Annotated in this window: 23 protein-coding genes and 2 pseudogenes; 15 read left to right on the top strand and 10 right to left on the bottom strand. The window is 69.2% G+C overall.

Annotated features, from left to right (window positions below; genetic code table 11):
* Positions 1-61: 61 nt before the first annotated feature.
* Positions 62-466: an RNA-binding protein gene (locus tag HK415_RS05730; RefSeq protein WP_171557242.1), complete on the top strand. Its 405-nt coding sequence runs from the start codon at positions 62-64 to the stop codon at positions 464-466.
* Between the two features lie 57 nt (positions 467-523).
* On the opposite strand, the gene phbB is transcribed toward HK415_RS05730, so the two are convergent.
* Genes phbB through phaC form a run of 3 tightly spaced genes read right to left on the bottom strand, consistent with a single transcriptional unit; the run spans position 524 to position 4,143 of the window.
* Positions 524-1,261, bottom strand: coding sequence for an acetoacetyl-CoA reductase (gene phbB / locus HK415_RS05725; RefSeq protein WP_171557240.1), 738 nt, complete (start codon positions 1,259-1,261; stop codon positions 524-526).
* Positions 1,262-1,306: 45 nt separating this feature from the next.
* Positions 1,307-2,488: an acetyl-CoA C-acetyltransferase gene (locus HK415_RS05720; RefSeq protein ID WP_171557238.1), complete on the bottom strand. Its 1,182-nt coding sequence runs from the start codon at positions 2,486-2,488 to the stop codon at positions 1,307-1,309.
* Between the two features lie 56 nt (positions 2,489-2,544).
* Positions 2,545-4,143 (bottom strand): class I poly(R)-hydroxyalkanoic acid synthase, encoded by a 1,599-nt coding sequence (phaC, locus tag HK415_RS05715; protein WP_373684634.1) that lies wholly within the window; start codon positions 4,141-4,143, stop codon positions 2,545-2,547.
* Between the two features lie 163 nt (positions 4,144-4,306).
* On the opposite strand from phaC, the gene HK415_RS05710 reads away from it, so the two are divergent.
* Complete coding sequence (locus tag HK415_RS05710; protein WP_171557236.1) at positions 4,307-4,597, top strand: hypothetical protein; 291 nt, start codon at positions 4,307-4,309, stop codon at positions 4,595-4,597.
* On the opposite strand, the gene pgeF is transcribed toward HK415_RS05710, so the two are convergent.
* Both pgeF and maiA read right to left on the bottom strand, forming a co-directional pair.
* Complete coding sequence (gene pgeF, locus HK415_RS05705) at positions 4,529-5,266, bottom strand: peptidoglycan editing factor PgeF (RefSeq protein WP_171557233.1); 738 nt, start codon at positions 5,264-5,266, stop codon at positions 4,529-4,531. The two genes, HK415_RS05710 and pgeF, sit on opposite strands and share 69 nt — an antisense overlap.
* A 4-nt stretch (positions 5,267-5,270) precedes the next feature.
* Entirely contained in the window at positions 5,271-5,912 is a 642-nt protein-coding gene (gene maiA, locus HK415_RS05700; RefSeq protein WP_171557230.1) for a maleylacetoacetate isomerase, read from the bottom strand.
* Positions 5,913-5,971: 59 nt separating this feature from the next.
* Between maiA and lipP1 the strand changes: the two genes are divergently transcribed.
* From lipP1 to HK415_RS05675, 5 genes are all read left to right on the top strand, one after another.
* A complete protein-coding gene (gene lipP1 / locus HK415_RS05695; protein WP_171557228.1) occupies positions 5,972-6,910 on the top strand; it encodes a LipP1 family hormone-sensitive lipase in 939 nt (312 codons plus the stop codon).
* Between the two features lie 80 nt (positions 6,911-6,990).
* Positions 6,991-8,379 carry a Rieske 2Fe-2S domain-containing protein gene (locus tag HK415_RS05690; protein WP_171557225.1) on the top strand — a complete coding sequence of 463 codons (1,389 nt, stop codon included), beginning with the start codon at positions 6,991-6,993 and terminating at the stop codon, positions 8,377-8,379.
* Positions 8,376-9,854, top strand: a complete 1,479-nt coding sequence (locus HK415_RS05685) for a glutamine synthetase family protein (RefSeq protein ID WP_171557223.1) — start codon at positions 8,376-8,378, stop codon at positions 9,852-9,854. Before HK415_RS05690 ends, HK415_RS05685 begins: the two co-directional genes overlap by 4 nt.
* The gene (locus HK415_RS05680) at positions 9,854-10,177 is read left to right on the top strand and encodes a 2Fe-2S iron-sulfur cluster-binding protein (protein WP_171557220.1); all 324 of its coding nucleotides are present in this window, start codon (positions 9,854-9,856) and stop codon (positions 10,175-10,177) included. Before HK415_RS05685 ends, HK415_RS05680 begins: the two co-directional genes overlap by 1 nt.
* Positions 10,178-10,187: 10 nt before the next feature.
* Positions 10,188-10,490 (top strand): antibiotic biosynthesis monooxygenase family protein, encoded by a 303-nt coding sequence (locus HK415_RS05675; RefSeq protein ID WP_171563188.1) that lies wholly within the window; start codon positions 10,188-10,190, stop codon positions 10,488-10,490.
* Between the two features lie 99 nt (positions 10,491-10,589).
* Here HK415_RS05675 and HK415_RS05670 read toward each other — a convergent pair.
* Together HK415_RS05670 and HK415_RS05665 are read right to left on the bottom strand one after the other, a co-directional pair.
* Positions 10,590-11,246: pseudogene (locus HK415_RS05670) on the bottom strand (YiaD family glycine zipper/OmpA-like lipoprotein); the annotation flags it as partial.
* A gap of 75 nt (positions 11,247-11,321) precedes the next feature.
* A complete protein-coding gene (locus HK415_RS05665) occupies positions 11,322-11,810 on the bottom strand; it encodes a MarR family winged helix-turn-helix transcriptional regulator (protein WP_171557217.1) in 489 nt (162 codons plus the stop codon).
* Positions 11,811-11,907: 97 nt separating this feature from the next.
* On the opposite strand from HK415_RS05665, the gene HK415_RS05660 reads away from it, so the two are divergent.
* The 8 genes and pseudogenes from HK415_RS05660 to HK415_RS05625 all read left to right on the top strand — a co-directional run bounded on the left by HK415_RS05660 (position 11,908) and on the right by HK415_RS05625 (position 19,895).
* On the top strand, positions 11,908-13,101 hold the full coding sequence (locus HK415_RS05660; protein ID WP_171557215.1) for a 3-hydroxybenzoate 6-monooxygenase: 1,194 nt from the start codon (positions 11,908-11,910) through the stop codon (positions 13,099-13,101).
* Positions 13,101-14,444: an FAD-dependent oxidoreductase gene (locus HK415_RS05655; protein ID WP_171557212.1), complete on the top strand. Its 1,344-nt coding sequence runs from the start codon at positions 13,101-13,103 to the stop codon at positions 14,442-14,444. Before HK415_RS05660 ends, HK415_RS05655 begins: the two co-directional genes overlap by 1 nt.
* A 10-nt stretch (positions 14,445-14,454) precedes the next feature.
* Positions 14,455-15,510 carry a gentisate 1,2-dioxygenase gene (gene gtdA / locus HK415_RS05650; RefSeq protein ID WP_171557210.1) on the top strand — a complete coding sequence of 352 codons (1,056 nt, stop codon included), beginning with the start codon at positions 14,455-14,457 and terminating at the stop codon, positions 15,508-15,510.
* Positions 15,507-16,208 (top strand): fumarylacetoacetate hydrolase family protein, encoded by a 702-nt coding sequence (locus HK415_RS05645; protein ID WP_171557208.1) that lies wholly within the window; start codon positions 15,507-15,509, stop codon positions 16,206-16,208. The genes gtdA and HK415_RS05645 overlap by 4 nt, the downstream gene beginning before the upstream one ends.
* A 139-nt stretch (positions 16,209-16,347) precedes the next feature.
* Positions 16,348-16,842 carry a TRAP transporter small permease gene (locus HK415_RS05640; protein WP_171557206.1) on the top strand — a complete coding sequence of 165 codons (495 nt, stop codon included), beginning with the start codon at positions 16,348-16,350 and terminating at the stop codon, positions 16,840-16,842.
* Positions 16,839-18,158, top strand: coding sequence for a TRAP transporter large permease (locus tag HK415_RS05635; protein ID WP_171557203.1), 1,320 nt, complete (start codon positions 16,839-16,841; stop codon positions 18,156-18,158). Before HK415_RS05640 ends, HK415_RS05635 begins: the two co-directional genes overlap by 4 nt.
* Positions 18,159-18,223: 65 nt before the next feature.
* Positions 18,224-19,292: pseudogene (locus tag HK415_RS05630) on the top strand (TRAP transporter substrate-binding protein).
* A gap of 54 nt (positions 19,293-19,346) precedes the next feature.
* On the top strand, positions 19,347-19,895 hold the full coding sequence (locus tag HK415_RS05625; protein ID WP_171557201.1) for an NUDIX hydrolase: 549 nt from the start codon (positions 19,347-19,349) through the stop codon (positions 19,893-19,895).
* Between the two features lie 12 nt (positions 19,896-19,907).
* Here HK415_RS05625 and HK415_RS24605 read toward each other — a convergent pair whose 3' ends face one another.
* From HK415_RS24605 to HK415_RS05615, 3 genes are all read right to left on the bottom strand, one after another.
* Positions 19,908-21,107 (bottom strand): hypothetical protein, encoded by a 1,200-nt coding sequence (locus HK415_RS24605; RefSeq protein ID WP_253262375.1) that lies wholly within the window; start codon positions 21,105-21,107, stop codon positions 19,908-19,910.
* Positions 21,089-22,084: a serine/threonine protein kinase gene (locus tag HK415_RS24600; RefSeq protein ID WP_309246589.1), complete on the bottom strand. Its 996-nt coding sequence runs from the start codon at positions 22,082-22,084 to the stop codon at positions 21,089-21,091. The genes HK415_RS24605 and HK415_RS24600 overlap by 19 nt, the downstream gene beginning before the upstream one ends.
* A 69-nt stretch (positions 22,085-22,153) precedes the next feature.
* Positions 22,154-23,251 carry a type VI secretion system-associated FHA domain protein gene (locus tag HK415_RS05615; protein ID WP_171557198.1) on the bottom strand — a complete coding sequence of 366 codons (1,098 nt, stop codon included), beginning with the start codon at positions 23,249-23,251 and terminating at the stop codon, positions 22,154-22,156.
* Between the last annotated feature and the right edge of the window lie 3 nt (positions 23,252-23,254).

Below are 23,254 nucleotides of genomic sequence, written 5' to 3'. Positions count from 1 at the left end.
TACAGCCAAGCCCGGCCGTGCGCGCTGCAATGGGGGACACGAAGAAGAGAAAGGATTCCCCATGCGACCTTTTCACATCGACGACAGCATGAAGACCATGCGCGGCGTGTTCTACCCGACCGGCTGGATGGTCCTGATGTTCGACGGCGAGCAGCACGCCCGGGAAGCGGTGCGGACGCTCGAGCAGAACGGCTTCGGCGGCGACGCCATGATGCTGATGAGCCCGCAGGACGTGAAGCGCGAGCTCGCCGGCACGGAGGGCGACGACGCCATCCTGCCGTCCGCCGGCACCGAGGGCGACACCGTGCGCAAGATCGTCGAATGCGCTTCCAAAGGCCACCACGGCCTGATGGTCCATGCCCCGCACAGCGAGGACTCCGACCGCGTCGTCGAACTGCTGAAGGGGGCGCCGATCTCCTACGGGCAGAAGTACCGCAAGCTGGTGATCGAGGACATCGTCGCCTGAGACCGGAAATGAAAAAGGCCCGCGCGTGCGGGCCTTTTGCGTCGACGCCGCGAGGCGTCACCCCATGTGCAGGCCGCCGTTGACGGAGAAGTCCGCACCGGTGGTGTAGCCGCTTTCCTCGCCCGCCAGCCAGGCGATGATGGAAGCGATCTCGCTCGGCTCGCCGAAGCGCTTGACCGGGATCGTGGCCACGATCTTGTCCTGCACGTCCTGGCGGATCGCCTTGACCATGTCGGTGCCGATGTAGCCGGGGCTCACGGTGTTGACCGTCACGCCCTTGGCGGCAAGTTCCTGCGCCAGCGCCATCGAGAAGCCGTGCATGCCGGCCTTGGCGGCAGAGTAGTTGGTCTGCCCGGCCTGGCCCTTCTCGCCGTTGACCGACGAGATGTTGATGATGCGGCCCCAGCCCTTTTCCACCATGTCGCCCACGACCTGCTTGGTCACGTTGAACATGGAGTTGAGGTTGGTCTCGATCACCGCGTCCCAGTCCTCGCGGCTCATCTTGAGGAACATGCGGTCACGCGTGATGCCGGCGTTGTTCACCAGCACGTCGATGGCGCCGTGTTCCTGCTTGGCCTTGGTGAAGGCCTGCACGGTGGAGTCCCAGTCGCCGACGTTGCCGACGGAGGCGTAGAACGTGTAGCCCTGCGCCTTCTGCTCGCCCAGCCACTTCTCGAAGTCGCGCGTGGGGCCGCAGCCCGCGATCACCTTGAAGCCGTCCTTGTGCAGGCGCTGGCAGATCGCGGTGCCGATCCCGCCCATGCCACCGGTCACGTATGCCACTTTCTGGGCCATGTTGCTCACCTTTTTGTCTCGTTGGGGAAAAATCATTCTGCGCGCTCAGGCGCGCTCCACCGCAAGGGAAACTCCCATGCCGCCGCCGATGCACAGGGCGGCCACGCCCTTCTTCGCGTCGCGGCGCTGCATCTCGTGCAGCAGCGTCACCAGGATGCGGGCGCCGGACGCACCGATCGGGTGCCCGATCGCGATGGCGCCGCCGTTGACGTTGACCTTGGCCGGATCGATGTCCAGCGCCTTGTTGACGGCGCAGGCCTGGGCGGCGAAGGCTTCGTTCAGCTCGAACAGTTGCACGTCGGAGGCCTTCCAGCCGGCGCGCTGCAGCACCTTCTTGGTCGCCGACACGGGACCCAGGCCCATCACCTTGGGATCCAGGCCGGTGGTGCCGAAGGCCTTGATGGTGGCCAGGGGCGTCAGGCCGAGTTCCTTGGCCTTCTTCGCGCTCATCAGCACGAGCGCGGCGGCGCCGTCGTTCAGGCCGGAGGCATTGCCCGCGGTCACCGAGCCCGCCTTGTCGAAGGCCGGGCGGAGGCCGGCCAGCGCTTCGGCGCTGGTCTTCTTGTTGATGAACTCGTCGCTGGCGAAGACGATCGGGTCCCCCTTCTTCTGGGGGATGGACACCGGGACGATCTCGTCCTTGAACTTGCCGGCGTCCTGCGCGGCGGCGGCCTTCTGCTGGCTGGCCAGGGCCAGCGCGTCCTGCGCGGCGCGGTCGATGCCGTTTTCCTTGGCCACGTTCTCGGCGGTCACGCCCATGTGGTACTGGTTGTAGACGTCCCACAGGCCGTCCACGATCATCGTGTCCTGCAGCTTCCAGTCGCCCATGCGCTGGCCGTCGCGCGAGTTGGGCAGCACGTGGGGCGCCGCGCTCATGTTCTCCTGGCCGCCGGCCACGACGATGTCCGCATCGCCCCAGGCGATCGCCTGCGCCGCCAGCATCACGGCCTTCAGGCCGGAGCCGCACACGGCATTGATGGTCAGGCCGGGCACTTCCTTGGGCAGGCCCGCCTTCAGCAGCGCCTGGCGCGCCGGGTTCTGGCCCGCGCCGGCGGCGAGCACCTGGCCCATGATCACTTCGCCGACCTGCGCCGGATCCACCTTGGCGCGCGCGAGCGCTTCCTTGATCACGATGGAGCCGAGCTCCGTCGCGGGGATCTTGGCGAGCGAGCCGCCGAACTTGCCGACGGCGGTGCGGACGGCGGAAACGATGACGATGTCTTCCATGGGGGACTCCTTGCGGACTGGGGGCGGGCTGGGGACGTTAACCGGGTTTCTTTGCGTCAGGCTTTCGCCTTGACGTAGCGGCCGGGCGCGGGCTCGATGGCCTTGTACTTGGCGCCCTTGCCGTAGCCCTTGGGGGCCGGAATCTGCTTGCCTGCGTGGCCCTTGAGCCAGCTGGCCCAGTCGGTCCACCAGCTGCCGGGATGCTCCTTGGCGCCGGCCAGCCAGGCTTCGTAGGTGGCGGGCAACTTGTCGTTGGTCCAGTAGGAGCGCTTGTTCTTGGACGGCGGGTTGATCACGCCGGCGATGTGGCCGGAGGCGCCCATCACGAAGCGCTTCTTGCCCGGGAGGTGCTTGACGGTGGCGTAGGCGCCGGCGATCGGCACGATGTGGTCCTCGCGCGAGCCGTAGATGTAGGCCGGCACATCCACCTTGGAGAAGTCGACCTTCTCGCCGCAGACCGTGACCTTGCCCGGCTTGACGAGGTTGTTCTCGAGGTAGGTGTTGCGCAGGTACCAGGCGTACATCGGGCCCGGCAGGTTGGTGGAGTCGCTGTTCCAGTACAGCAGGTCGAAGGGCGGCGGCGTCTCGCCCTTGAGGTAGTTGACCACCACGTAGTTCCACACCAGGTCGTTCGGGCGCAGGAAGCTGAAGGTGGAGGCGAGCTCCTGGCCTTTCAGCAGGCCCTTCTTGCCCAGCTGCATTTCGCGGAACTGCACGAAGGGCTCGTCGACGAACACGTCGAGGATGCCGGTCTCGCTGAAGTCCAGGAAGGTGGTGAGGAAGGTGGCCGATGCGACCGGCTTTTCCTTGCGCGCGGCCAGCACCGCCAGCGCCGTCCCCAGCAGGGTGCCGCCCACGCAGAAGCCCAGCGCGTTGATCTGCTTCGAACCGGAGATGTCCTGCACCACCGAGATCGCCTTCAGCGGGCCGTCGGCGATGTAGTCGTCCCAGGTCTTGTCCTCCATGGACGCGTCCGGGTTGCGCCAGCTGACGACGAAGGTGCGATGGCCCTGGTCCACCAGGTAGCGCACCAGCGAGTTTTCCGGCTGCAGGTCGAGGATGTAGAACTTGTTGATGCAGGGCGGCACCACCAGGTAGGACTCGTACACCTGCTTGGTCAGCGGCTTGTATTCGACCAGCTGGAACAGCTCGTTCTCGAACACCACGGCGCCCTCGGTGGTGGCGACGTTGCGGCCGACCTCGAAGGCACTCTCGTCGGTCATCGACACGTGGCCCTGCTGCAGGTCCGCCAGCAGGTTCTTCACGCCGCGGGCGATGCTCTCGCCCTTGGTCTCCAGCGCCTTCTGCTGCGCCTCGGCGTTCAGCGCCATGAAGTTGCTGGGCGCGGAGGCGGCCATCCACTGCTCCACCGCGAAGCGCAGGCGGGCCTTGGTCTTGGTGTCGGTGTCGGCCGCCTCGGCCAGCCCGAGCAGCGTGCGGGCATTGAGCAGGTAGAGGGCGGCGGAGAAGGCCGCGACCGGATTGCGGGACCAGGCGTCCCCCGCGAAGCGCTTGTCGGAAGGTGCGGCCCGCTCGGTGAGGCCCTGGTTCCAGAGTTCGGTGGCTTCGCGGACGTAGGCCTGCTGCAGCTCCTGCAGCAGCCTGTCCGCGGAGAACTGGAGGTTGGGAAGGGGGCGGCGCCGTGTTGGAAGGATTGCAGGGCCTGCGACCACTGCTTGCCCAGGTCCTGCTGGAATTGCTTCGCCTGGACGGACCAGTCCACGTCAGAATTCATCCGATGTCTCCTGCTTATTCGGGGTTTTCCCGGAGTATTACAGTATTCATGTTGCAGTGCAACATTAACCAAGGGCCCGCGTCGTGTACATCGTAGTCATCGCCTGGCTTTATGTGGCAGTGATGATGGCGGTGGCGGAGGCCGGCCACCCCAATGGCACCGTGCTGGGCGCGGTCTTTACCTTCCTGCTCTATGGCGTGGGCCCGGTCGCGCTCATCGTCTACCTGATGGGGCGCCCGGCCCGCCGGGCGGCACGGCTGCGGCGGGAAGCCGCGGCCGACGCGGCGGCCGAAGCCGCGGCTGTTTCAGGCGCGCCAGACGCCGGCGGCGAAGCGCCCGCTGACCCGGTCGCGCCGGTGCGAAAAGAACCTTGAGCCATTGCCGACGGTGCACCAGGCAAGGCTGCCGTCGTTGCCGTGGATGCCGGTGATGCCCAACGCCACGAGGCGCTGCCGCGTCAGCGCCTGCAGGTCGGCGAGGAACTTGCCCTCGCCGTGCGGGCGGAAGGCCCGGGCCGCGCCGGCATCCTGCTCCAGGAAGGCCGCGCGGACCTCGGGTCCCACTTCGAAGGCCTCGGGACCTATGCAGGGACCGAGCCACGCCACCACTTCCTGCGGCGCGCCGGCCAGCGGCGCCATCTGCGCCCACAGCGCCTCCAGCACGCCACCGGCCAGCCCGCGCCAGCCGCAATGCGCCGCGCCCACCACCTGCCCCGCGCGATCGGCCAGCAGCACCGGCAGGCAGTCCGCCACCATCATCGTGCAGGCGACGCCGGATTCGGTGGTCCAGCAGGCATCCGCCTCGATGCCGTCGGGCGTGTCGCGGGTCAGCTGCACCACGCCGCAGCCGTGGACCTGCTTCAGGAACACGGGCCTCGCCTGCAGCTGGGAGGCGAGCCGGGAGCGGTTCTCGGCCACCGCTGCCTCGTCGTCGCCGACGTGGTCGCCCAGGTTCAGGCTGTCGTAGGGCGGCGCGGACACGCCGCCGGCGCGTTCGCTGCAGAACGCCAGCACTCCCGGCGGCGCGGGCCACTGCGGGCTCATGCGTTCAACCCTCGTTGTCGGGGCAGTTGGAAGGCTGCGCCTTCTGGAAGGCGGGATGCCTCATGCAGGCCTCGAAGGCGGCCATGGTGCGGGTCAGCCCGCTGAAGTCGACGTTGAAGCGCTGGCCGTTGAAGATCTGCGGCACCAGGCAGCAGTCGGCCAGCGTCGGCGCGTCGCCGTAGCAGTAGGTGGCTGCGGGCAGGCGCGCGAGTTCCTTTTCGAACAGCTCCAGGCCGCTGCGCACCCAGTGGCGGTACCAGGTGTTCTTGGCCTCCTCCTCCACCTTCAGGTCGCGCACCAGGTACTTGAGCACGCGCAGGTTGTTCAGCGGATGGATCTCGCAGGCGATCAGCTGCGCCAGGGCACGCACGCGGGCACGGCCCAGCGCGTCGGCGGGCAGCAGCGGCGGCTGCGGATGCGTTTCATCGAGGTACTCGATGATCGCCATCGACTGGCTCAGGAGCTCGCCGTCGTCGGTTTCCAGCGCCGGGACCAGCCCGGAGGCGGAGATGGCCGCGTACTTCTCACTCTTGTGCTCGCCCTTGACCAGGTGCACCGGCAGGTAGTCGTAGGCCAGTCCCTTGAGCTCCAGCGCGATGCGCACGCGGAAGGATGCGGAGGAGCGGAAGTAGTTGTGGAGCTTCATGGCGCCAAGCATAAACCGCCGTCCCCTACACTGGGCGAAACGCACAAGGAGACCGCTACATGCTGCATCCCCAGGCCCGCGCACTGCTGCGGTTGATCGAGGAGAAGGGCGTGCCGCCCACCCACACCCTGGCGCCGGTCGAGGCGCGCGCGTTCTACCGCGAACGGCGCACCTTCACGCAGCCGGACCCGCCGGAAGTCGCCTCCGTGCGCGACCTGCGGGTGCCCGGCCCCGCCGGCCCCATCCCGCTGCGCAGCTACCGGCCGGCCGGCGCGCCCGCCGACGCGGTGCTGCCCGTGCTCGTCTACTACCACGGCGGCGGCTGGGTGATCGGCGATCTCGATACCCACGACGTGCTGTGCCGCCAGCTGTGCAACCTGTCGGGCTGCGCGGTCGTCGCGGTCGATTACCGCCTGGGCCCGGAACACCGTTTCCCGGCCGCCGTGGACGATGCGCTGGCGGCCACGCGCTGGGTGCGCAGCCAGGCGCGCGAGCTGAAGCTCGATCCCGCGCGGCTGGCGGTGGGCGGCGACAGCGCGGGCGGCAACCTCGCGGCCGTGGTGGCGCTGTCGGCGCGTGAGGCCGGCGACCTGCCGATCGCCTTCCAGCTGCTGATCTATCCCGCCACCGACCAGCGCCGCGGCGCACCCTCGCACGCCGCCAATGGCCAGGGCTACCTCCTGACGAAGGAGAGCATGGACTACTACCACGACCACTACATCCCGGACCCGGCGCAGGACCTGGACTGGCGCGCCTCGCCCCTGCTCCATGAGAACCATGCGAAGCTCCCGCCCGCCTTCGTGCTGACCGCGGGCTACGATCCCCTGCGCGACGAGGGCCTGCAGTACGCGCACAGGCTGTCCGAGGCCGGCAACCGCGCGACCCTCGTGAACTTCGAGCGCCAGATCCACGGCTTCATCACCATGGGCCGGGTGATCGACGAGGCGAACGTCGCCGTGCAACTGTGCGCCGCCCAATTGAAGCAAGCCCTGTCCTGAACGAACGTCCGAGGAGAACGCCATGACCATCCGCCTTCGCCTGCTCCTTCCCGTCCTGGCTGCCGTCTGAGGCGGCCGCGATGAAGTCGGAACAGAACGAACTGCTCACCCGCATAGTCCCGGGCACGCCCTGCGGCGCGCTGATGCGCCGCTACTGGCAGCCGGTGGCGCTGGTGGACGAGTTCGAGCCGCGCCTGGACCCGCGCATGGCGCAGCGTCCGGTGAAGGCCGTGCGCGCCCTGGGCCAGGACCTGGTCCTGTTCAAGGACGCGTCCGGCCGCTGGGGCCTTCTCGATCGCGACTGCCCGCACCGCGGCGCCGACCTCTCCTTCGGCCGCCACGAAGGCGACGGCCTGCGCTGCCCCTTCCACGGCTGGAAGTTCGATGCAACGGGGCGCTGCCTGGAGACGCCGGCGGAGCCCGCCGGCAGCAAGCTGTGCGAGCGCGTGCAGCAGCGCAGCTACCCGGTGCTGGAGAAAAGCGGCGTGCTGTTCGCGTGGCTGGGCGAGCCGGGCCAGCAGCCGCCCTTCCCGGAATTCGACTGCTTCGCCGCGCCCGCCACGCACACCTTCGCGTTCAAGGGCCTGTGGCACTGCAACTGGCTGCAGGCCTTCGAGGTCGGCATCGACCCGGCGCATCCCTCCTTCCTGCACCGCTTCCTGAACGACGCCGCGCTGCAAGCGATCGGCGACAACCCCGCGGGCAAGCAGTTCCGCAGCGCCAGCGCGGGCGAGTTCGTCGGCGAGAAGTGGCCGATGACGCGGATCATGCGAGAGTTCCACCGGCCCGAGATCTCCTACGAGAGCAAGCCCTGGGGCCTGCAGCTCACCGCGCTGCGGACCATGACGGACGAACTCACGCACGTGCGCGTCACCAACGCGATCTTCCCGCACACCTTCGTGATCCCGCTGTCGGAGACGCTCACCATCACGCAGATGCACCTGCCGGTGGACGACGAGCACACCTACTGGTACTCCATCTTCACCAGCTTCGCCGGCCCGGTGGACAGGGAGGCGATGCGCAGGCAGCGGCTGCAGTTCATCTCGCTGCCCGACTACGTGCCGAAATCGGGGCGGCACAACAACTGGGGCTTCAACCCCGAGGAGCAGCGCACGCAGACCTACCTGGGCATGGGCGAGGAGGACATCAACGTGCACGACCAGTGGGCCGTGGAGAGCATGGGCCCCATCCAGGACCGCACGCGGGAGCACCTGGGCACCAGCGACAAGGTGATCATGGCCAACCGCCGCATGCTGCTGCAGGCGATCGAGGCCGTGCAGTCGGGCGGGACCGCCCCCGGCGTCGCCGATGCGGCGCTCGCCGCGCACATGAAGGGCCCCGACACGGTGGATGGCATCGCGCCCGCGGGCAGCTGGGGCAGCTGGTGGCAGGAGCGCGTGCAGGCCAGGCGCGCGGGCGCGCCCTGGCTGGGCGGCCCCGTGCGCTCGGCGGAAGCCCAGGCTTCGTGAGCAGCTTCGCCCAACGCTGCGGCATCCAGGACGCCGCGCGCGAGCAGGCGGTGCGGCGGCTGGGTCGCCTGCTCGGGGAACAGGGGACCGAGCTGGTGCGCATTTCCTGGTGCGACCTGCACGGCGTGTTGCGCGGCAAGACGCTGGTGGCCTCCGCCGTGGAGCGCGCGCTGCGCGAGGGCGTGGGCCTGGTCAGCACGCTGATGCTCAAGGACACCTCCGACCGCACGGCCTTCAAGGTGTTCGAGCCGGGCGGCACGGCCACCCTGCCCGGCTTCGGCAACGCCCCCAACCTGATGCTGCTGGCCGACCCGGAGAGCTTCCAGCAGCTGCCCTGGACGCCTTCGAGCGGCTGGCTGCGCGCGCAACCCTGGTTCCAGGACGGCCAGCCGGTGGAGCTGGACACGCGCCGGGTGCTGCAACGCGCGCTGGCGAAGCTGGCGGATGCCGGCTACACGATGAAGTGCGGCCTGGAGGTGGAGTTCCACGTCTACAAGCTCAAGGACGCGCAGCCGCAGCTCGACCCGATGCTGGCGGCCTGGCCGGGTCCCGCACCCGAAGTCAGCCTGGTGCACCCGGGGTACAACCTGCTGGCCGAGGGCTGGTACGACCTCGCCGAGGAGCCGCTGCGCATCGTGCAGCACACGGCGCAGGCGCTGGGCCTGCCGCTGCTGTCGCTGGAAGTGGAGCTCGGGCCCAGCCAGGTGGAAGCGGTGTTCGAGGCGACCGATGCGCTGACCGCCGCCGACAACATGGTGCTGTTCCGCAATGCCGTGAAGATGGCGCTGCGGCGCGCCGGCTACCACGCCACCTTCATGTGCCGGCCGCCCTTCCCCAACATCATGTCCAGCGGCTGGCACCTGCACCAGTCGCTGCTGGATGCGCGCACCGGCCGCAACGTGTTCCGCCGCGAAGCGCCGGAGCCCGGCACCGACGTGACGCACGCCGCGCACACGCTGTCCGCGCTCGGCGAACACTTCCTCGCCGGCCTGCTGGCGCACGCGCGCGGCATGACGGTGTTCTGCACGCCCACGGCCAATGGTTTCGGACGGTTCCGGCCCAACGCGCTGGCGCCGCAGTCGGTGCTGTGGGGCCGCGACAACCGCGGCGCCATGCTGCGCGTCATCGGCGCCTGCGGCGACGAGGCCACGCGCATCGAGAACCGCATCGGCGAACCGGCGGCCAACCCCTACCTGTATTTCGCCTCGCAGGTCCACGCCGGGCTGGACGGCATCGCGCGCGGCCTGAAGGCGCCGCCTGCCACCGACGCCCCCTATGCCGGCGCCGGCGAGAGCCTGCCCACCAGCCTGGGCGATGCACTGGCCGCGCTGCAGGCGGACGCCGTCCTGTGCGAGGCCTTCGGCCGCGACTTCGTCGCCTACTTCACGCGCATCAAGCAGTCCGAGCAGCAGCGCTTCGAGGCGGCCGAGGACCCCGACGAATTCCAGCGCCGCGAATACTTCGCCCGTTTCTGATGATCAAGATCCACCTGGTGGCCGCCGACGCGGTCGAGACCACGCTGTCCGTGAAGCCCAAGGGCAGCCTGATGCAGGCGGCGACCGCTGCCAACGTCTCCGGCATCGCGGCCGACTGCGGCGGCCTCATGACCTGCGCGACCTGCCATGTGTACGTGCGGGAACCCTTCGCGGCCCGGCTGCCGCCACCTTCGGCGGAGGAACTGGGCATGCTCGAATTCACCGCCTCGCCGCGCCAGCCGAACAGCCGCCTGAGCTGCCAGCTCGAACTCACGCAGGACCTGGACGGGCTGACGGTAGACTTGCCCGCCAAGCAATACTGAGGGGAACGACATGATCCTGGAACTCGCCGACATCCGCATCCAGCCCGGCAAGCAGGCCGAATTCGACGCCGCGATCGAACGCGGACTGCGCACCGTGATCGCGCGCGCCGAGGGCATGCGCGGCTTCAAGGTGAACAAGGGCATCGAGAGCCCGGAGCGCTACATCCTGCAGGTGTTCTGGGACACGCTCGAGCACCACACGGTGACGTTCCGCCAGGGACCGCTGTTCCCGGAATGGCGCGCGATCGTGGGGCCGTTCTTCGCGCAGCCGCCCGTGGTGGAGCACTTCACCTTGGTGGCGAAGAGCGATTGAATTGGGGACGATGGGTTGCGCTGTCGCGCAACCCACCCTGCGAAAACCGGTAGGTTGGGCTCCGCGCAGCGGACCCCAACACGGTCTTAGCGCGCAGCGACGAGCGTTCCGCTCGCCCAGGAAGATCTCCACGCGGCGGTTGCGCGCGCGACCCGCGTCGCTGGTGTTTTCCGCCACCGGCTCGTGCTCGCCGCGGCCCGCCACCATCACCTGGTTCGGGTTGACGCCGCGGGACACCAGGTAGTTCTTGGTGGCCTGCGCGCGGTCCATGGACAGTCGGTTGTTCAGCTCGTCGCCGCCGGTGCTGTCGGTGTGGCCGATGATGCGCACTTCGGTGTTCGGCTGGCCGGACAGGCCGTTGGCGAACTGGTCGAGGATGGGCCGCATGTTCGGCTTGATGTCGGCGCGGCCGGTGTCGAAGGACAGGTCACCGGGCACGTTCAGCTTCAGCTGGTTGTCCTGCGTCTGCACGACCGCCACGCCGCTGCCCATGGTGGCGCGTTCCATCGCCAGCTTCTTCTGCTCCATCTGGCGCGACCAGATGTAGCCGCCCGCGGCGCCGACGCCGGCGCCGATCAGCGCGCCCTTGGCATCGCCGCCGATGGCGGCACCGGCGAGCGCGCCGACACCGGCGCCGATCGCGGTGCGCTTGGTCGTGTCGCTCATGCCGCCCATGTTCATGTCGGCACAGCCGGCCAGCCCGAAGGCGGCGGCGGTGATGGCCAGCAGGCCGGTGCGGATGGTGTGTTTGTTCATTGTGGTTTTCCTTTCATGCATGCCGAAGCACCTTGCATTGAAGGCCACCTGAGCCGCGATTGATGCCGGACAAGATCAACAAAACGCCCGAAATGCGGGATGTTGCGTTTGTTTACTCGGGCGTGGGGGAACATGCCCATGGCCGCCCACCAGCCGATCGAGCAGCGTGATCAGCTGCTGCCGCTCGCCCTCCTCCAGCGGCGCCAGGATGCGCTGCTGCACCCTGGCCACCGAACGCTTCATCTTCTGCGCGATCTCGGCGCCCTGCGGCGTGACCCACAGCAGCTTGCGCCGGCGATCCGCCACGTCGGGCTCGCGCCGCACCCAGCCGCGGCCTTCCAGCCGGCCGATCACGGAACCGAAGGTGGCGGCATCGAAGGCCACCTTGCCGGCCAGCGTCACCTGGTCCTCGCCCGGGTCTTCCAGCAGCGCGTTGAGGATCGCGAACTGCACCGGCGTGACGTCGAAGTCACCGGTCTCCTCCATGAAGATCGCCACGGCCACCTGGTGGGCACGCCGGATCAGGTGCCCGGGCGCGTGCCGGAAATCGAAGCTCTTCCCCATCGCAGGAAGTGTAAGGGCCTGCCTTGCGCCGGGTCAAACTAATATGTATGCTTAGCATTATTCCGCTCCGCCACCCGGGAGCCGCGAGGAGACACACATGAGCAAGCCCCTTTCCGTGGTGGTCGCGGGCGGCGGCATCGGCGGACTGGCCGCGGCCCTGGTGCTGGGCCGGCAGGGCCATGACGTGACCGTGCTGGAGCAGTCCGCCGCCTTCGGCGAGATCGGCGCCGGCATCCAGCTGGGGCCCAACATCTTCCGCATGTTCGAGCTGCTGGGGCTCACGGCCGCCATCGATGAGGTCGCCTTCTTTCCCGCCGGCCTGGGCATGAACGACGTGCGCACCGGCGAGCAGGTGGTGCGCGTGCCGCTGGGCGGCGCCGAGCGCGCGGCCTACGGCTACCCCTACGGCGTGATCTACCGCGTGGACATCCACAACGTCTTCCTGGACGCCTGCAAGGCGCAGCCGACAGTGAAGCTGCGCACCGCTAGCAAGGTGGAGAGCTACGCGCAGGATGCCGAAGGCGTGACCGTGCAGCTGGCCGGCGGCGAGTCGCTGCGCGCGGATGCGCTGGTCGGCGCCGACGGCCTGTGGAGCCGCGTGCGCCAGTCCATCGTGGGCGACGGCAAGCCGCGCGTCTCCGGCCACATCGCCTACCGCGCCGTGCTGAAACGCGAGGAGGTGCCCACGCACCTGTGGAGCGACGACGTGCTGCTGTGGGGTGGCGAGAAGACGCACCTGGTGCACTACCCGCTGCGCCGCGGCGAGCTGTTCAACCTGGTGGCCGTCTTCCACAGCAACAAGTACGACGAAGGCTGGAACACCTTCGGCGACACCGCCGAACTGAACGAGCGCTTCGCCGCCGCCGTGCCCCAGGTGCGCGAACTGCTGCAGAAGATCGAGACCTGGAAGATGTGGGTGCTGTGCGACCGCGAGCCGGTGAAGAACTGGAGCGACGGCCGCGTCACGCTGCTGGGCGATGCCGCGCATCCCATGCTGCAGTACCTGGCGCAAGGCGCCGGGCAGGCGATCGAGGACGCGGTGGTGTTGGGCGAGGCCCTGAAGCACACCCGCAACGACGTCGCCAGCGCCTTCCAGAAGTACCAGAAGGCACGGTATCTCCGCACCGGCCGCGTGCAGCTGACCGCGCGGCTCTACGGCGACATCTACCATGCGTCCGGCGTCGCGCGCGAGCTGCGCAACCGCATGTTCCAGGGCGGCGAGGAGTCCGCCGGCTTCGCCGGCCTGTCCTGGATGTACAAGGGCGTGGACCTGAATCGGCTGTTCGACTGATGCAAAGAACCCTCAGCGAGCCCGCCCGGCAGACGCCGGTCTGGGGCGAATACGAAGTCGTGGTGCTGGGCGGCGGGCCGGCCGGCATGGCCGCCGCGGTGGTGGCCGCGCGCGCCGGCCGCAAGACCCTGCTGGTGGAACGCTACGGCTTCCTCGGCGGCATGGGCACCGCCGCCGGCGTCACCAACTTCTGCGGCCTGCATGCCAACGTGCACGGCGAGATCCGCCAGGTGGTCCACGGGGTGGCCGACGACCTGCTGCAACGCATAGACCGGCTGGGCGGCCTGAACCAGCCGCACGGCCTGTTCGGCAAGACCGTCGCGCAGGCCTACGACACCGCGGCCTACAAGATCGCGGCCGACGAGCTGCTGCTGTCCTCCGGTGTCGAGATCCTGTTCCATGCGCTGGCCGCCGGCGTCGTGATGGACGGCCCGTGGCGAGTGCAGGCCCTGCTGGTGGAAACCAAGTCCGGGCGCTTCGCCGTCCTCGGCCAGGCCTTCATCGACGCGTCCGGCGACGGCGACCTGGCCGCCTGGGCCGGCGCGCCCTACGAGCTAGGCGACGGCGCGGGCAACATGCTCTATCCATCGACCATGTTCCGCCTGAACGGCATCAACCCGGAACGCGCGGGCAAGGCCTGGGAAGTGATCCCGAAGCTGATGCTGGAGGCGGAGGCCGCGGGCCGCTACAAGTTCCCGCGCAAGACGCCGATCGTGCGGCCGCAGAAGAGCGGCATCGAGTGGCGCGTCAACCTCACGCAGCTGGCCAACCGCGAAGGCAATGCCATGAACGGCACCGACGCGCGCGACCTGAGCGATGCGGAAGTGCTGGGCCGGCGGCAGATCGCCGAGGTCGCCGGCTTCCTGCGCGAGGTGCCCGGCTTCGAGAGCAGCTACATCGTGGACATCGCGCCGCAGGTCGGCATCCGCGAGACGCGGCGCGTGCGCGGCATCGCGCAGCTGACCGAGGCCGACGTGCTGGAATGCGCCAGCTTCGAGGACACCATCGGCGTCAACGGCTGGCCGCTGGAGCTGCACCTCAAGGGCGACGTGGAATTCCGCTGGCCGAAGATCCCCGAATCGCGCGGCTTCAACCACCTGCCCTATCGCATGACGGTGCCGCAGGGACTGGACAACGTGTGGGTCGCCGGCCGCTGCGCCTCGATGTCGCATGAAGCGCAATCGGCCGCGCGCGTGACCGGCGCCTGCTTCGTCATGGGCCAGGCCGTCGGCACGGCGGCCGACCTGGCGCTGCAGGCCAAGGGCACCGCCGCGGCCGTGGACACCGCCGCCCTGCAGACGCGGCTCGAACGCGACGGCGCCTGGCTGGGCCGCACCTGGTGAAGGAAAACGCATGAACGCACCCCACCCCACCGCGCAGCTGCGCCAGCAGCTGTACCGCGACATGGACCCGCACAACCTCACGCCGCTGTGGGAGGTGCTGCACGCGCTGGTGCCGCCGCAGCCGCGCACGCCCTGCGTGCCGGCGTTCTGGAAGTACGACGATGTCCGTCCCTTCCTGATGCGCGCCGGCGAGGCGATCACCGCCGAGGAGGCGGTGCGCCGCGTGCTGATCCTGGAGAACCCGGCCCTGCGCGGACAGTCGGCCGTCACGCAGTCGCTCTACGCGGGCCTGCAGCTGATCCTGCCCGGCGAAGTGGCACCCAGCCACCGGCACACGCAGAGCGCGCTGCGCTTCATCGTCGAGGGCTCCGGTGCCTACACGGCGGTCGATGGCGAGCGCACCACCATGCATCCGGGCGACTTCATCATCACGCCGAGCTGGACCTGGCACGACCACGGCCACGAAGCGCAGGGCCCGGTGGTGTGGCTCGACGGCCTGGACATCCCGATGATCCGCTTCTTCGACGCCGGCTTCGCACAGAACGACGCCAGCAAGTCGCAGAAGGTCACGCGCGGCGAAGGCACGAGCTTCGCCCGCTACGGGCACAACATGGCGCCCGTGACGAGCGACGCGCCCTACGGCAAGACCTCTCCGATCTTCAGCTATCCCTACGCCCGCAGCCGCGAGGCGCTCGAGCAGCTGGAACGCAACACACCCATCGACGCCTGGGACGGCGTCAAGCTGCGCTACGTGAACCCGCTCACCGGCGGCTGGACCATGCCCACCATCGGCACCTTCCTGCAGAAGCTGCCGGCGGGCTTCGACGGCAAGGGCTGGCGCCAGACCGATGGCGCGGTCTACAGCGTGGTCGAGGGCGAGGGCGAAGTCGTCATCACCAGCGGCGAGACCGAGACCCGCCACGCCTTCGGCCCGCGCGATCATTTCGTGGTGCCCTCATGGCACACTGCCCGCCTCTCCAGCAGCAAGGGCTGCGTCCTGTTCAGTTTTTCCGACCGCCCCGTCCACCAGGCGCTGGGCATCCACAACGAAGAAAGGTTGTCATGAGCTACGTCTTCAACCCCGCGCCGACCGTCAGCGTGCCTGTCGTCGGCCGCTCCGAGCGCTTCCCGGTCCGCCGCATCTACTGCGTGGGCCGCAACTACGTCGAACACGCCAAGGAGATGGGCTTCACCGGCCGCGAGGCGCCCTTCTTCTTCCTGAAGCCGGGCGACGCCGCCGTGGTGGTGGAAGCGGGCAAGACCGCGACCATCCCCTACCCCAGCCTCACCAGGGACCTGCACCACGAGATCGAGCTGGTGGCCTGCATCGGCACCGGCGGCAAGAACATCAAGGCCGCCGACGCGAAGAAGCACATCTTCGGCTACGCCGTGGGCCTGGACATGACCCGCCGCGACCTGCAGGGCGAGATGAAGAAGCAGGGCCGCCCCTGGTGCATCGGCAAGGGCTTCGACTTCTCCGCGCCGATCGGCCCGATCACGCCCGCCGCGCAGGCCGGCGACATCGAGAAGGCCGAGATCTGGCTGCAGGTGAACGGCAAGGACCGCCAGCGCAGCGACGTGTCCAAGCTGATCTGGAACATCGGCGAGATCATCGAGCACGTGTCCGCCGCCTGGGAGCTGCAGCCCGGCGACCTGGTCTACACGGGCACGCCCGAAGGCGTGGCGGCCGTGGTGGCGGGCGACACGCTGGTCGGCGGCGTCAAGGGCCTGACCGAGATCTCGGTGAAGATCCAGGCGGCCTGAAGCCGCCGGCGGCGCGCGGCCCGCGGGGGACGCGGGGGACGCGGCCGCCTTGCCGGATAATCGCGCAGCCCCGCGGAGGCACCGCCGGGCCGGCGGCCACGCCCGCCCAAGAATCGATCACAACAAAGAGGAGCAGCGTTTGCGCGCACTGGAAGCCCTGGCGAAGTTCTGCGCCATCCTGGCCGGCGTCCTGCTGACCGGCATCACCCTGATGACCTGCGGCAGCCTGATCGGCCGCAACACCGTCGGCGTCTCCATCGTCGGCGCCTTCGAGCTCACGGGAGTCGCGGCCGGCGCGGCGATCGCGATGTTCATGCCGATCTGCCAGGCGCGGCGCGGCAACATCATCGTGGACTTCTTCACCGCCCGCGCCAGCGCGCGCGCGCAGGCCGGCATGGACCGGCTCGGCGCCTTCGTGATCGCGCTGATCTTCGGCCTGCTCGCCTGGCGCTCCACGCTGGGCGGCCTCAACAGCCATTCCTCCGGCTCCGAGACCCAGATCATGGGCTTCCCCGAGTGGATCGTGTTCGCCTTCATGGTGCCGGCCTTCGTGCTGGCCGGGCTGATCGCGCTGCACCAGGCGGTGTTCGGCTTCACCGTGCCCGAGGACGCCGCCGGGGAGGGGGCGATATGAGCCCGCTGGCGCTCACGGCGCTGATCTTCGGCTCCATGCTGCTGCTGATGGCGGTGCGCATCCCGATCGCCGCCAGCATGTTCGCGGCCGGCACCATCGGCTACCTGGCGCAGACCGGCTGGCTGCCCTACTCCAACTTCCTGAACACGCAGGCCTTCGCCCGCTTCGCCAGCTACGACCTGTCGGTGATCCCGCTGTTCATCCTGATGGGGCACTTCGCCACCAAGGGCGGCATCAGCAAGTCGCTGTTCGAGTTCGCGGCGGCCGTGATGGGCCGCTTCAAGGGCGGGCTGGCGATGGCCTCGCTGCTGGCCTGCGCCGCCTTCGGCGCCATCAGCGGGTCCTCGGTGGCGACCGCCGCCACCATCACCAGCGTGGCCTTGCCCGAGATGCGCCGCCACGGCTATTCGGGGCGCATCGCCACCGGCACGCTCGCCGCCGGCGGCACGCTGGGCATCCAGCTGCCGCCCTCGATCGTGCTGGTGATCTACGCCATCCTGACCGAGCAGAACATCAGCAAGCTGTTCGCCGCCGCGGTGATCCCCGGCATCATCGCGATGGTCGGCTACATGATCGCGGTGGCGATCTACGTGCGGCTGGTGCCGGGCCACGCGCCGGACGTGGAGGACGCGCCGCCGCCGATGACGCTGCGCGCGGTGCTGGGCGTGGCACCCATCGCCATCATCTTCGCGCTGGTGTTCGGCGGCATCTACGGCGGCCTGTTCACGCCCACCGAGGGCGCGGCCGTCGGCGCGGCCACCACCTTCCTCACGGCCCTGGCCAAAGGCGAGATGACGCTGGACAAGTTCAAGGAGTGCTTCTACGGCACGGCCGTCAGCGCCGCCATGATCTTCCTGATCTTCCTCGGCGCCGACCTGATGAACTCGGCGCTCGCGCTGACGCAGGTGCCCAACCAGCTCGCCGCCGTGGTGGGCAGCTGGGGCGTGTCGCCGGTGCTGGTGGTGGTGGCGATCCTGCTGTTCTACGTGCTGCTGGGCGCGGTGATGGACGAACTGTCCATGCTGCTGCTGACCATCCCGATCTTCTTCCCGATCATCGTGGGCCTGGACTTCGGCATGCCCAAGGAGTCGGTGGCGATCTGGTTCGGCATCATGGTGCTGATGACGGTGGGCTTCGGCCTGATCGCGCCGCCGGTGGGACTGAACGTGTACATCGTCAACGGCCTCGCCCGCGACGTGCCGATGGGCGAGACCTACCGCGGGGTCATGCCCTTCCTGGTCAGCGACGTGCTGCGCACGCTGCTGTTCCTCTTCTTCCCCATCATTCCGCTGTGGCTGGTGGGGTTCATCCGTTGAGGGAAAGCCCCGTGGCACACGGGCACGCCTGCAGTTAAGTTCATGCATCCATCCGGAGATTCACAATGATCCAGCGACGCACCCTCCTGAAATCCACCGCCGCGGTGGCGCTCGGCGCGCCGGGCCTGAGCGGCCTCGCGCAGCAGGCCGTCACCCTGAAGTTCCACACCTTCATGGCACCGCAGTCCAACGTGTGGCTCACCATGCACAAGGCATGGATGGACAAGGTGGAAAAGGATTCGGGCGGCCGCATCAAGTTCGAGGGCTACCCCGCGATGCAGCTCGGTGGCACGCCGGTGCAGCTGTACGACCAGGCCAAGGACGGCGTGGTCGACATCGTCTGGACCCTGCCCGGCAACACCGCCGGCCGCTTCCCGCGCATCGAGGTGTTCGAGCTGCCGTTCATGATGAACAACGCCGAGGCCACGTCGAAGGCGTACTGGGAGTACTACCAGACGGTCGCGCCCGATGAATTCAAGGACACCCAGGTGCTGGCCCTGCACGTGCACGGCCCCGGCATGTTCCACACCAAGGAAAAGCTGGTGAAGACGGCCGACGACCTGCGCGGCCTGAAGGTGCGCGGCCCCACCCGCCAGATCACCAAGATGCTCGGCTTCCTCGGCGCCACGCCCGTGGGCATGCCGCTGCCGCAGATCCCCGATGCGCTGTCCAAGGGCACCATCGACGGCTGCGTGATCCCCTGGGAAGTGGTGCCTTCGGTGAAGGTGCACGAACTGACGAAATTCCATAGCGAGTTCGATCCCGCCGGCGGCGCCCTCTACACCACCACCTTCGTGATGGCGATGAACAAGGCGAAGTACAACGCGCTGGCCCCCGACCTGAAGAAGGTGATCGACGCCAACTCCGGCCTGGCCACCTCGGCCTGGCTGGGCAAGGTCCAGCAGGGCAACGACGGCATCGGCCGCAAGTCCGCGGTGGACCGCAAGAACACCATCCACACCATCTCCGCCGCCGACGCGCAGGAATTCAAGCGCAAGGCGCGCCTGGTCGAAGTGGAGTGGGTGGAGGACATGAACAAGCGCAACTTCGACGGCAAGAAAGCTGCTGGACACCGCGCGCGGCCTGATCGAGAAGCACGGCAAGGCCGCCCCGGCCCCGGCGAAGAAGGCTTAAACTCGTCACCGGTCCCCGCACCAGGGCTCCCTCGGGAGCCCTTTTCTTTCAGCCGTGACGATCCGCAGCCCCATCAAGCACTGCCGCAATTGCGGCGCAGCCGTGGTCTACCGCGTGCCCGACGACGGCGACACGCACGAGCGCGCCGTCTGCCCGGCCTGCGACACCATCCACTACGAGAACCCGCTGAACGTGGTGGGCACCGTGCCCTATCTCGGCGAGCGCGTGCTGCTGTGCAAGCGCAACATCGAGCCGCGCTGGGGCAAGTGGACGCTGCCGGCCGGCTTCATGGAACTGGGCGAGAGCACCGCCGAAGGCGCCGCGCGCGAGACCCACGAGGAGGCCGGCGCGCAGATCGAGATGGAGGGCCTGTTCACCGTGCTGAGCGTGCCGCGCGTGGGCCAGGTGCACCTGTTCTACCGCGCGCGCCTGCTCAGCGACGTGTTCGACCCGGGCTTCGAGACCATCGAGGCGCGCCTGTTCACGCAGGACGAGATCCCCTGGGAGGAGATCGCCTTCCGCACGGTCAGGGAGACGCTGGAGCGCTACTTCGCCGACCGCGCGCGCGGGCACTTCGGCGTGCACGCGTTCGACATCCTCTAGCGGCGCGGCCCGCTACTGCGGGCCCTGGCGGATCTTGCCTTCCTCGCGCACCCGCACCTCTTCGCGGTGGCGGATGCACAGGGGATGGTTGCGCGTGCCGGCCTTGGCGCAGTTCTCCGCCAGGCACAGCTCGCGCATGATGAACACCTTGTCCTTGCACTGGTCGACGGCCTGCAGGGCGGACGCACTGGCGGTCACCGGGGCCGGCAGCGGGCGCGCCGGGGCCGGCTCGGGGTCGACGCGCGCGGGGGCGGTCACCACCGCGGCGCGCGGCGCCGGCGCGGGCTCCGGGGCGACGCTGGCCTTGGCGGTCAAAGTGGGCTGGCTGGCCGCCTTCCTGGCGGCGGCGGCCGCCTTCGCCGACGGGGCGCTGGCGGCAGGCGCGGCAGCCGTCACCGGCGGCGGAGGTGCTGTCACTGCGGGCGCGGCGAGGTCGGGCGGTGCCGGCGGAGGGGCCGCGGGGGCCGTCACGGCCGCGGGCCTTCCCGTTGCCGGGACCGTGGTTGCGACCGGCGCGGTGGCGCCCTCGGGCGGCGGCGTGCTGCGGCCCATCACCAGCGCCAGCAGGCCGGCGACGGCCAGCAAGCCCGCGCTGGCCAGCGCCGCCACCGGAATCTTCTTCTTGGCGGGCTGCGGCGGCACGCTGTCCTCGTCGGCCTCGACGGCCTTGGCACGCGTCATCGGCGCGGGCGCGGGCTGGATGGGCGGCGGCACCGGCACGGGCTGCGCGGCTTCCACGATCGGCTGGGTCACGGTCGGGACCACCGCGGGCGCGCTTGTTGCCGCGGGCGCGACGATCGCTGCGGCCGCGACCGGGGCCGTTGCCGGCGCGCCGGCCGGAGCGGCGGGACTCGCCAGCGGCAGGCTCGCGCCGGCCGGCTGGAAGATCGTCTTGGTGTATTCCTCGTCGACCCAGTTCGCGGGCCGCAGGTCCGTGCCGTTCTCGCCCACGGACGCCGCAGGGCCGCCCATGGAGACGGCGGGCCGCGACACATCGGTGCGCATCCGCGTGGCTTCGTTGTCCGGGAACTGCGTGGCGGCGAACACGCTGGCGGTGCCCATGCCGGGCTGGCTCAGGACGGTCTGGTCGCCGCCGGAGAGCTTGCGCAGGCGGCGGCGCGCCAGGTCCGCATAGATGCCGGCCGGGAATTTCTCCAGGAAGCCCTGGAGTTCCTCGGGGTCGCTGGAGTCCTTCACGTCCTTCCAGTACACCAGCTCCAGTTCCTGCGTGACCGAGGTCGCGCCGCCGATCGAGGGCGTCGTGCCGCCCGGGGAACCGTGCCCGGCACGGTGAGCGGCCGCGATGCGGCCGGCTCCACCTTCTTGTTCGGGTTCTGCGGCGGCACCACCGTCTGGTCCTCCGCGCGCCGGATCGCGGCCTGCAGCGCCACCGCGAAATCGCGCGCGGTCGCGAAGCGTTCCTCGCGCGTCTTGGCCAGCGCGCGGGACACCACCGCATCGATCGCCGGCGGCAGCTTCGGGTTGACCGAGGTCGGCATCGGCGGGTTGTGGCCGATGATCTGGTGGATGATCGAGAAGTCGTTGTCGCCGTCGAACGGGCGCTTGTCGGTGAGCAGCTGGTACAGCACGACGCCGGCGGAGAACAGGTCCGCGCGCGAGTCGATCTTCTGGCCCTGCACCTGCTCGGGCGCCATGTACTTCAGCGTGCCGACCATGCTGCCTTGCGTGCGCGTGGCCTCTCCCGAGTCCTGGATGCGCGCGACGCCGAAATCGGTGAGCTTCACGCGGCCGCCCGGCTCGATCAGCAGGTTGGCCGGCTTGATGTCGCGGTGCACGATGCCCTGCTTGTGCGCGTAGTCGAGCGCGGACAGCAGGTCGCGGATGATCTTGAGCGACTGTTCGAGCGAGTAGCGGACGCCCCGGTCGAGGTGGTGCTTGAGGTCGTCGCCCTGGATGTACTCCATCACCAGGAAGGCGACATCGGCGTCGCGGTCGGAGTCGTAGACGCTGACGATGTTCGGGTGCTGCAGGCGCGCGGCGGAGCGGGCCTCGGTGCGGAACCGGTGCTCGTATTCGGCCGCGGCCTCTTCGGACAGGTTCTCGACCTTGACCGTCTTGATCGCGACGCGCCGGTCCAGGTTGGGATCGCGGCCTTCGTAAACCACGCCCATGGCACCCTTGCCGAGGACCCGGATCACTTCGTACCGACCCAGCTTTTTCAGACTCACGTCATCGCCGTGTTAACAGATGGAAACCCATTCTAAGCGCCGCCCCCTGTAAAGCCGAGTTCTGGCCCCTCAGGAGCGGCCCGGTGTGTTGCGTTTCGCACGCATGAGCGCCATCGCGTAGGCCCGCGCGAAGTGCCGGTCGAGCAGCTCCTGGGCCCACGCCGGGTCCGCGGATGCCTGTCCGGCATAGTCGCGCGCGAATGCGTCCCAGGCACGCGCCGACTCGAAGATGCGCGTGCCGCCGCCCAGCAGCCGCTTCTTGAGCGCTTCCGGCTCGAACTCCTCGAGGATCTTCTGCGCCAGCTCGCGCACCGCCTCGCCCATCGCCTGCTCGTGCATCGTGAGTTCCGTCACGACCTGCGCCACCGCGCGGTCCGGCGGCATCCAGCCCGCGCCCGCCGCCTGCCCGCCGAACAGGTAGTGCAGCTTGGTCTCCATGGAAGTGTCCATCCGCAGCGGATTGAGGTCGCGGCCTTCGGCGACCGTACGTTCCTCGGAACGCACCTCCTGTCGCGCCGATGCGGCCGCATGCACGGCCTGAAGCAACCCGAGCAGCGCGATGCGCGTGAGCCGGCCCATGGCTTCCAGCTCGCCATTGGTGATGCCGGCGCGCATCGTCGACTCCAGACCCAGGCCGCAGAAGAAGGGCGCGATGTCGGTCGCCGGCTGCAGCGCATCGGCGCGCAGGCTGCCCGTCGGCGAGCCGGGGCCGAAGGTGCTCTGGAAGCCCCAGTCGCCGAACGGGTCCTCGTCGCCCGCGGCCGGGACCGTTTCCGGCCCCATGTCGGGCACCAGCTGCGCCGCCACGCGTTCGAATTCGGCCCAAGGATCGGCGATGTCGGGCGTCGATGCGGGCACCGCGACCGGGGTGGCGACGATGCGGAAGGCCGACAGCCCCATCATCTCGCCCGGAGGCAGGACGCCACGCGCGCCGGGCGGCAACTCGCCGCCGGCGGTGTCGACGCCGTTGACCACCGACAGCACGTGGAAGTGCAGCTGGTCGCCCTCGTTCCACACGCTCAGGTGGCGGCGCGAGATGTTGCGTTCGGGATCGGGCAGGCACACCGCGCAGTCGGTGTCGCGGCCGAGGATCAGCGCGGGGTCGCCCGGCTCGAGCCGCCGGCGCACGTCCAGGCCCGGGCCGGCGATGTGCAGGTCCAGCGCCATCGC

This window comes from Ramlibacter montanisoli (assembly GCF_013087525.1).
GTDB classification, from domain to species: Bacteria; Pseudomonadota; Gammaproteobacteria; order Burkholderiales; family Burkholderiaceae_C; genus Ramlibacter; species Ramlibacter montanisoli.
The sequence above is the reverse complement of the archived record's forward strand: the minus strand, read 5'-3'. Positions and strand labels throughout refer to the sequence as shown.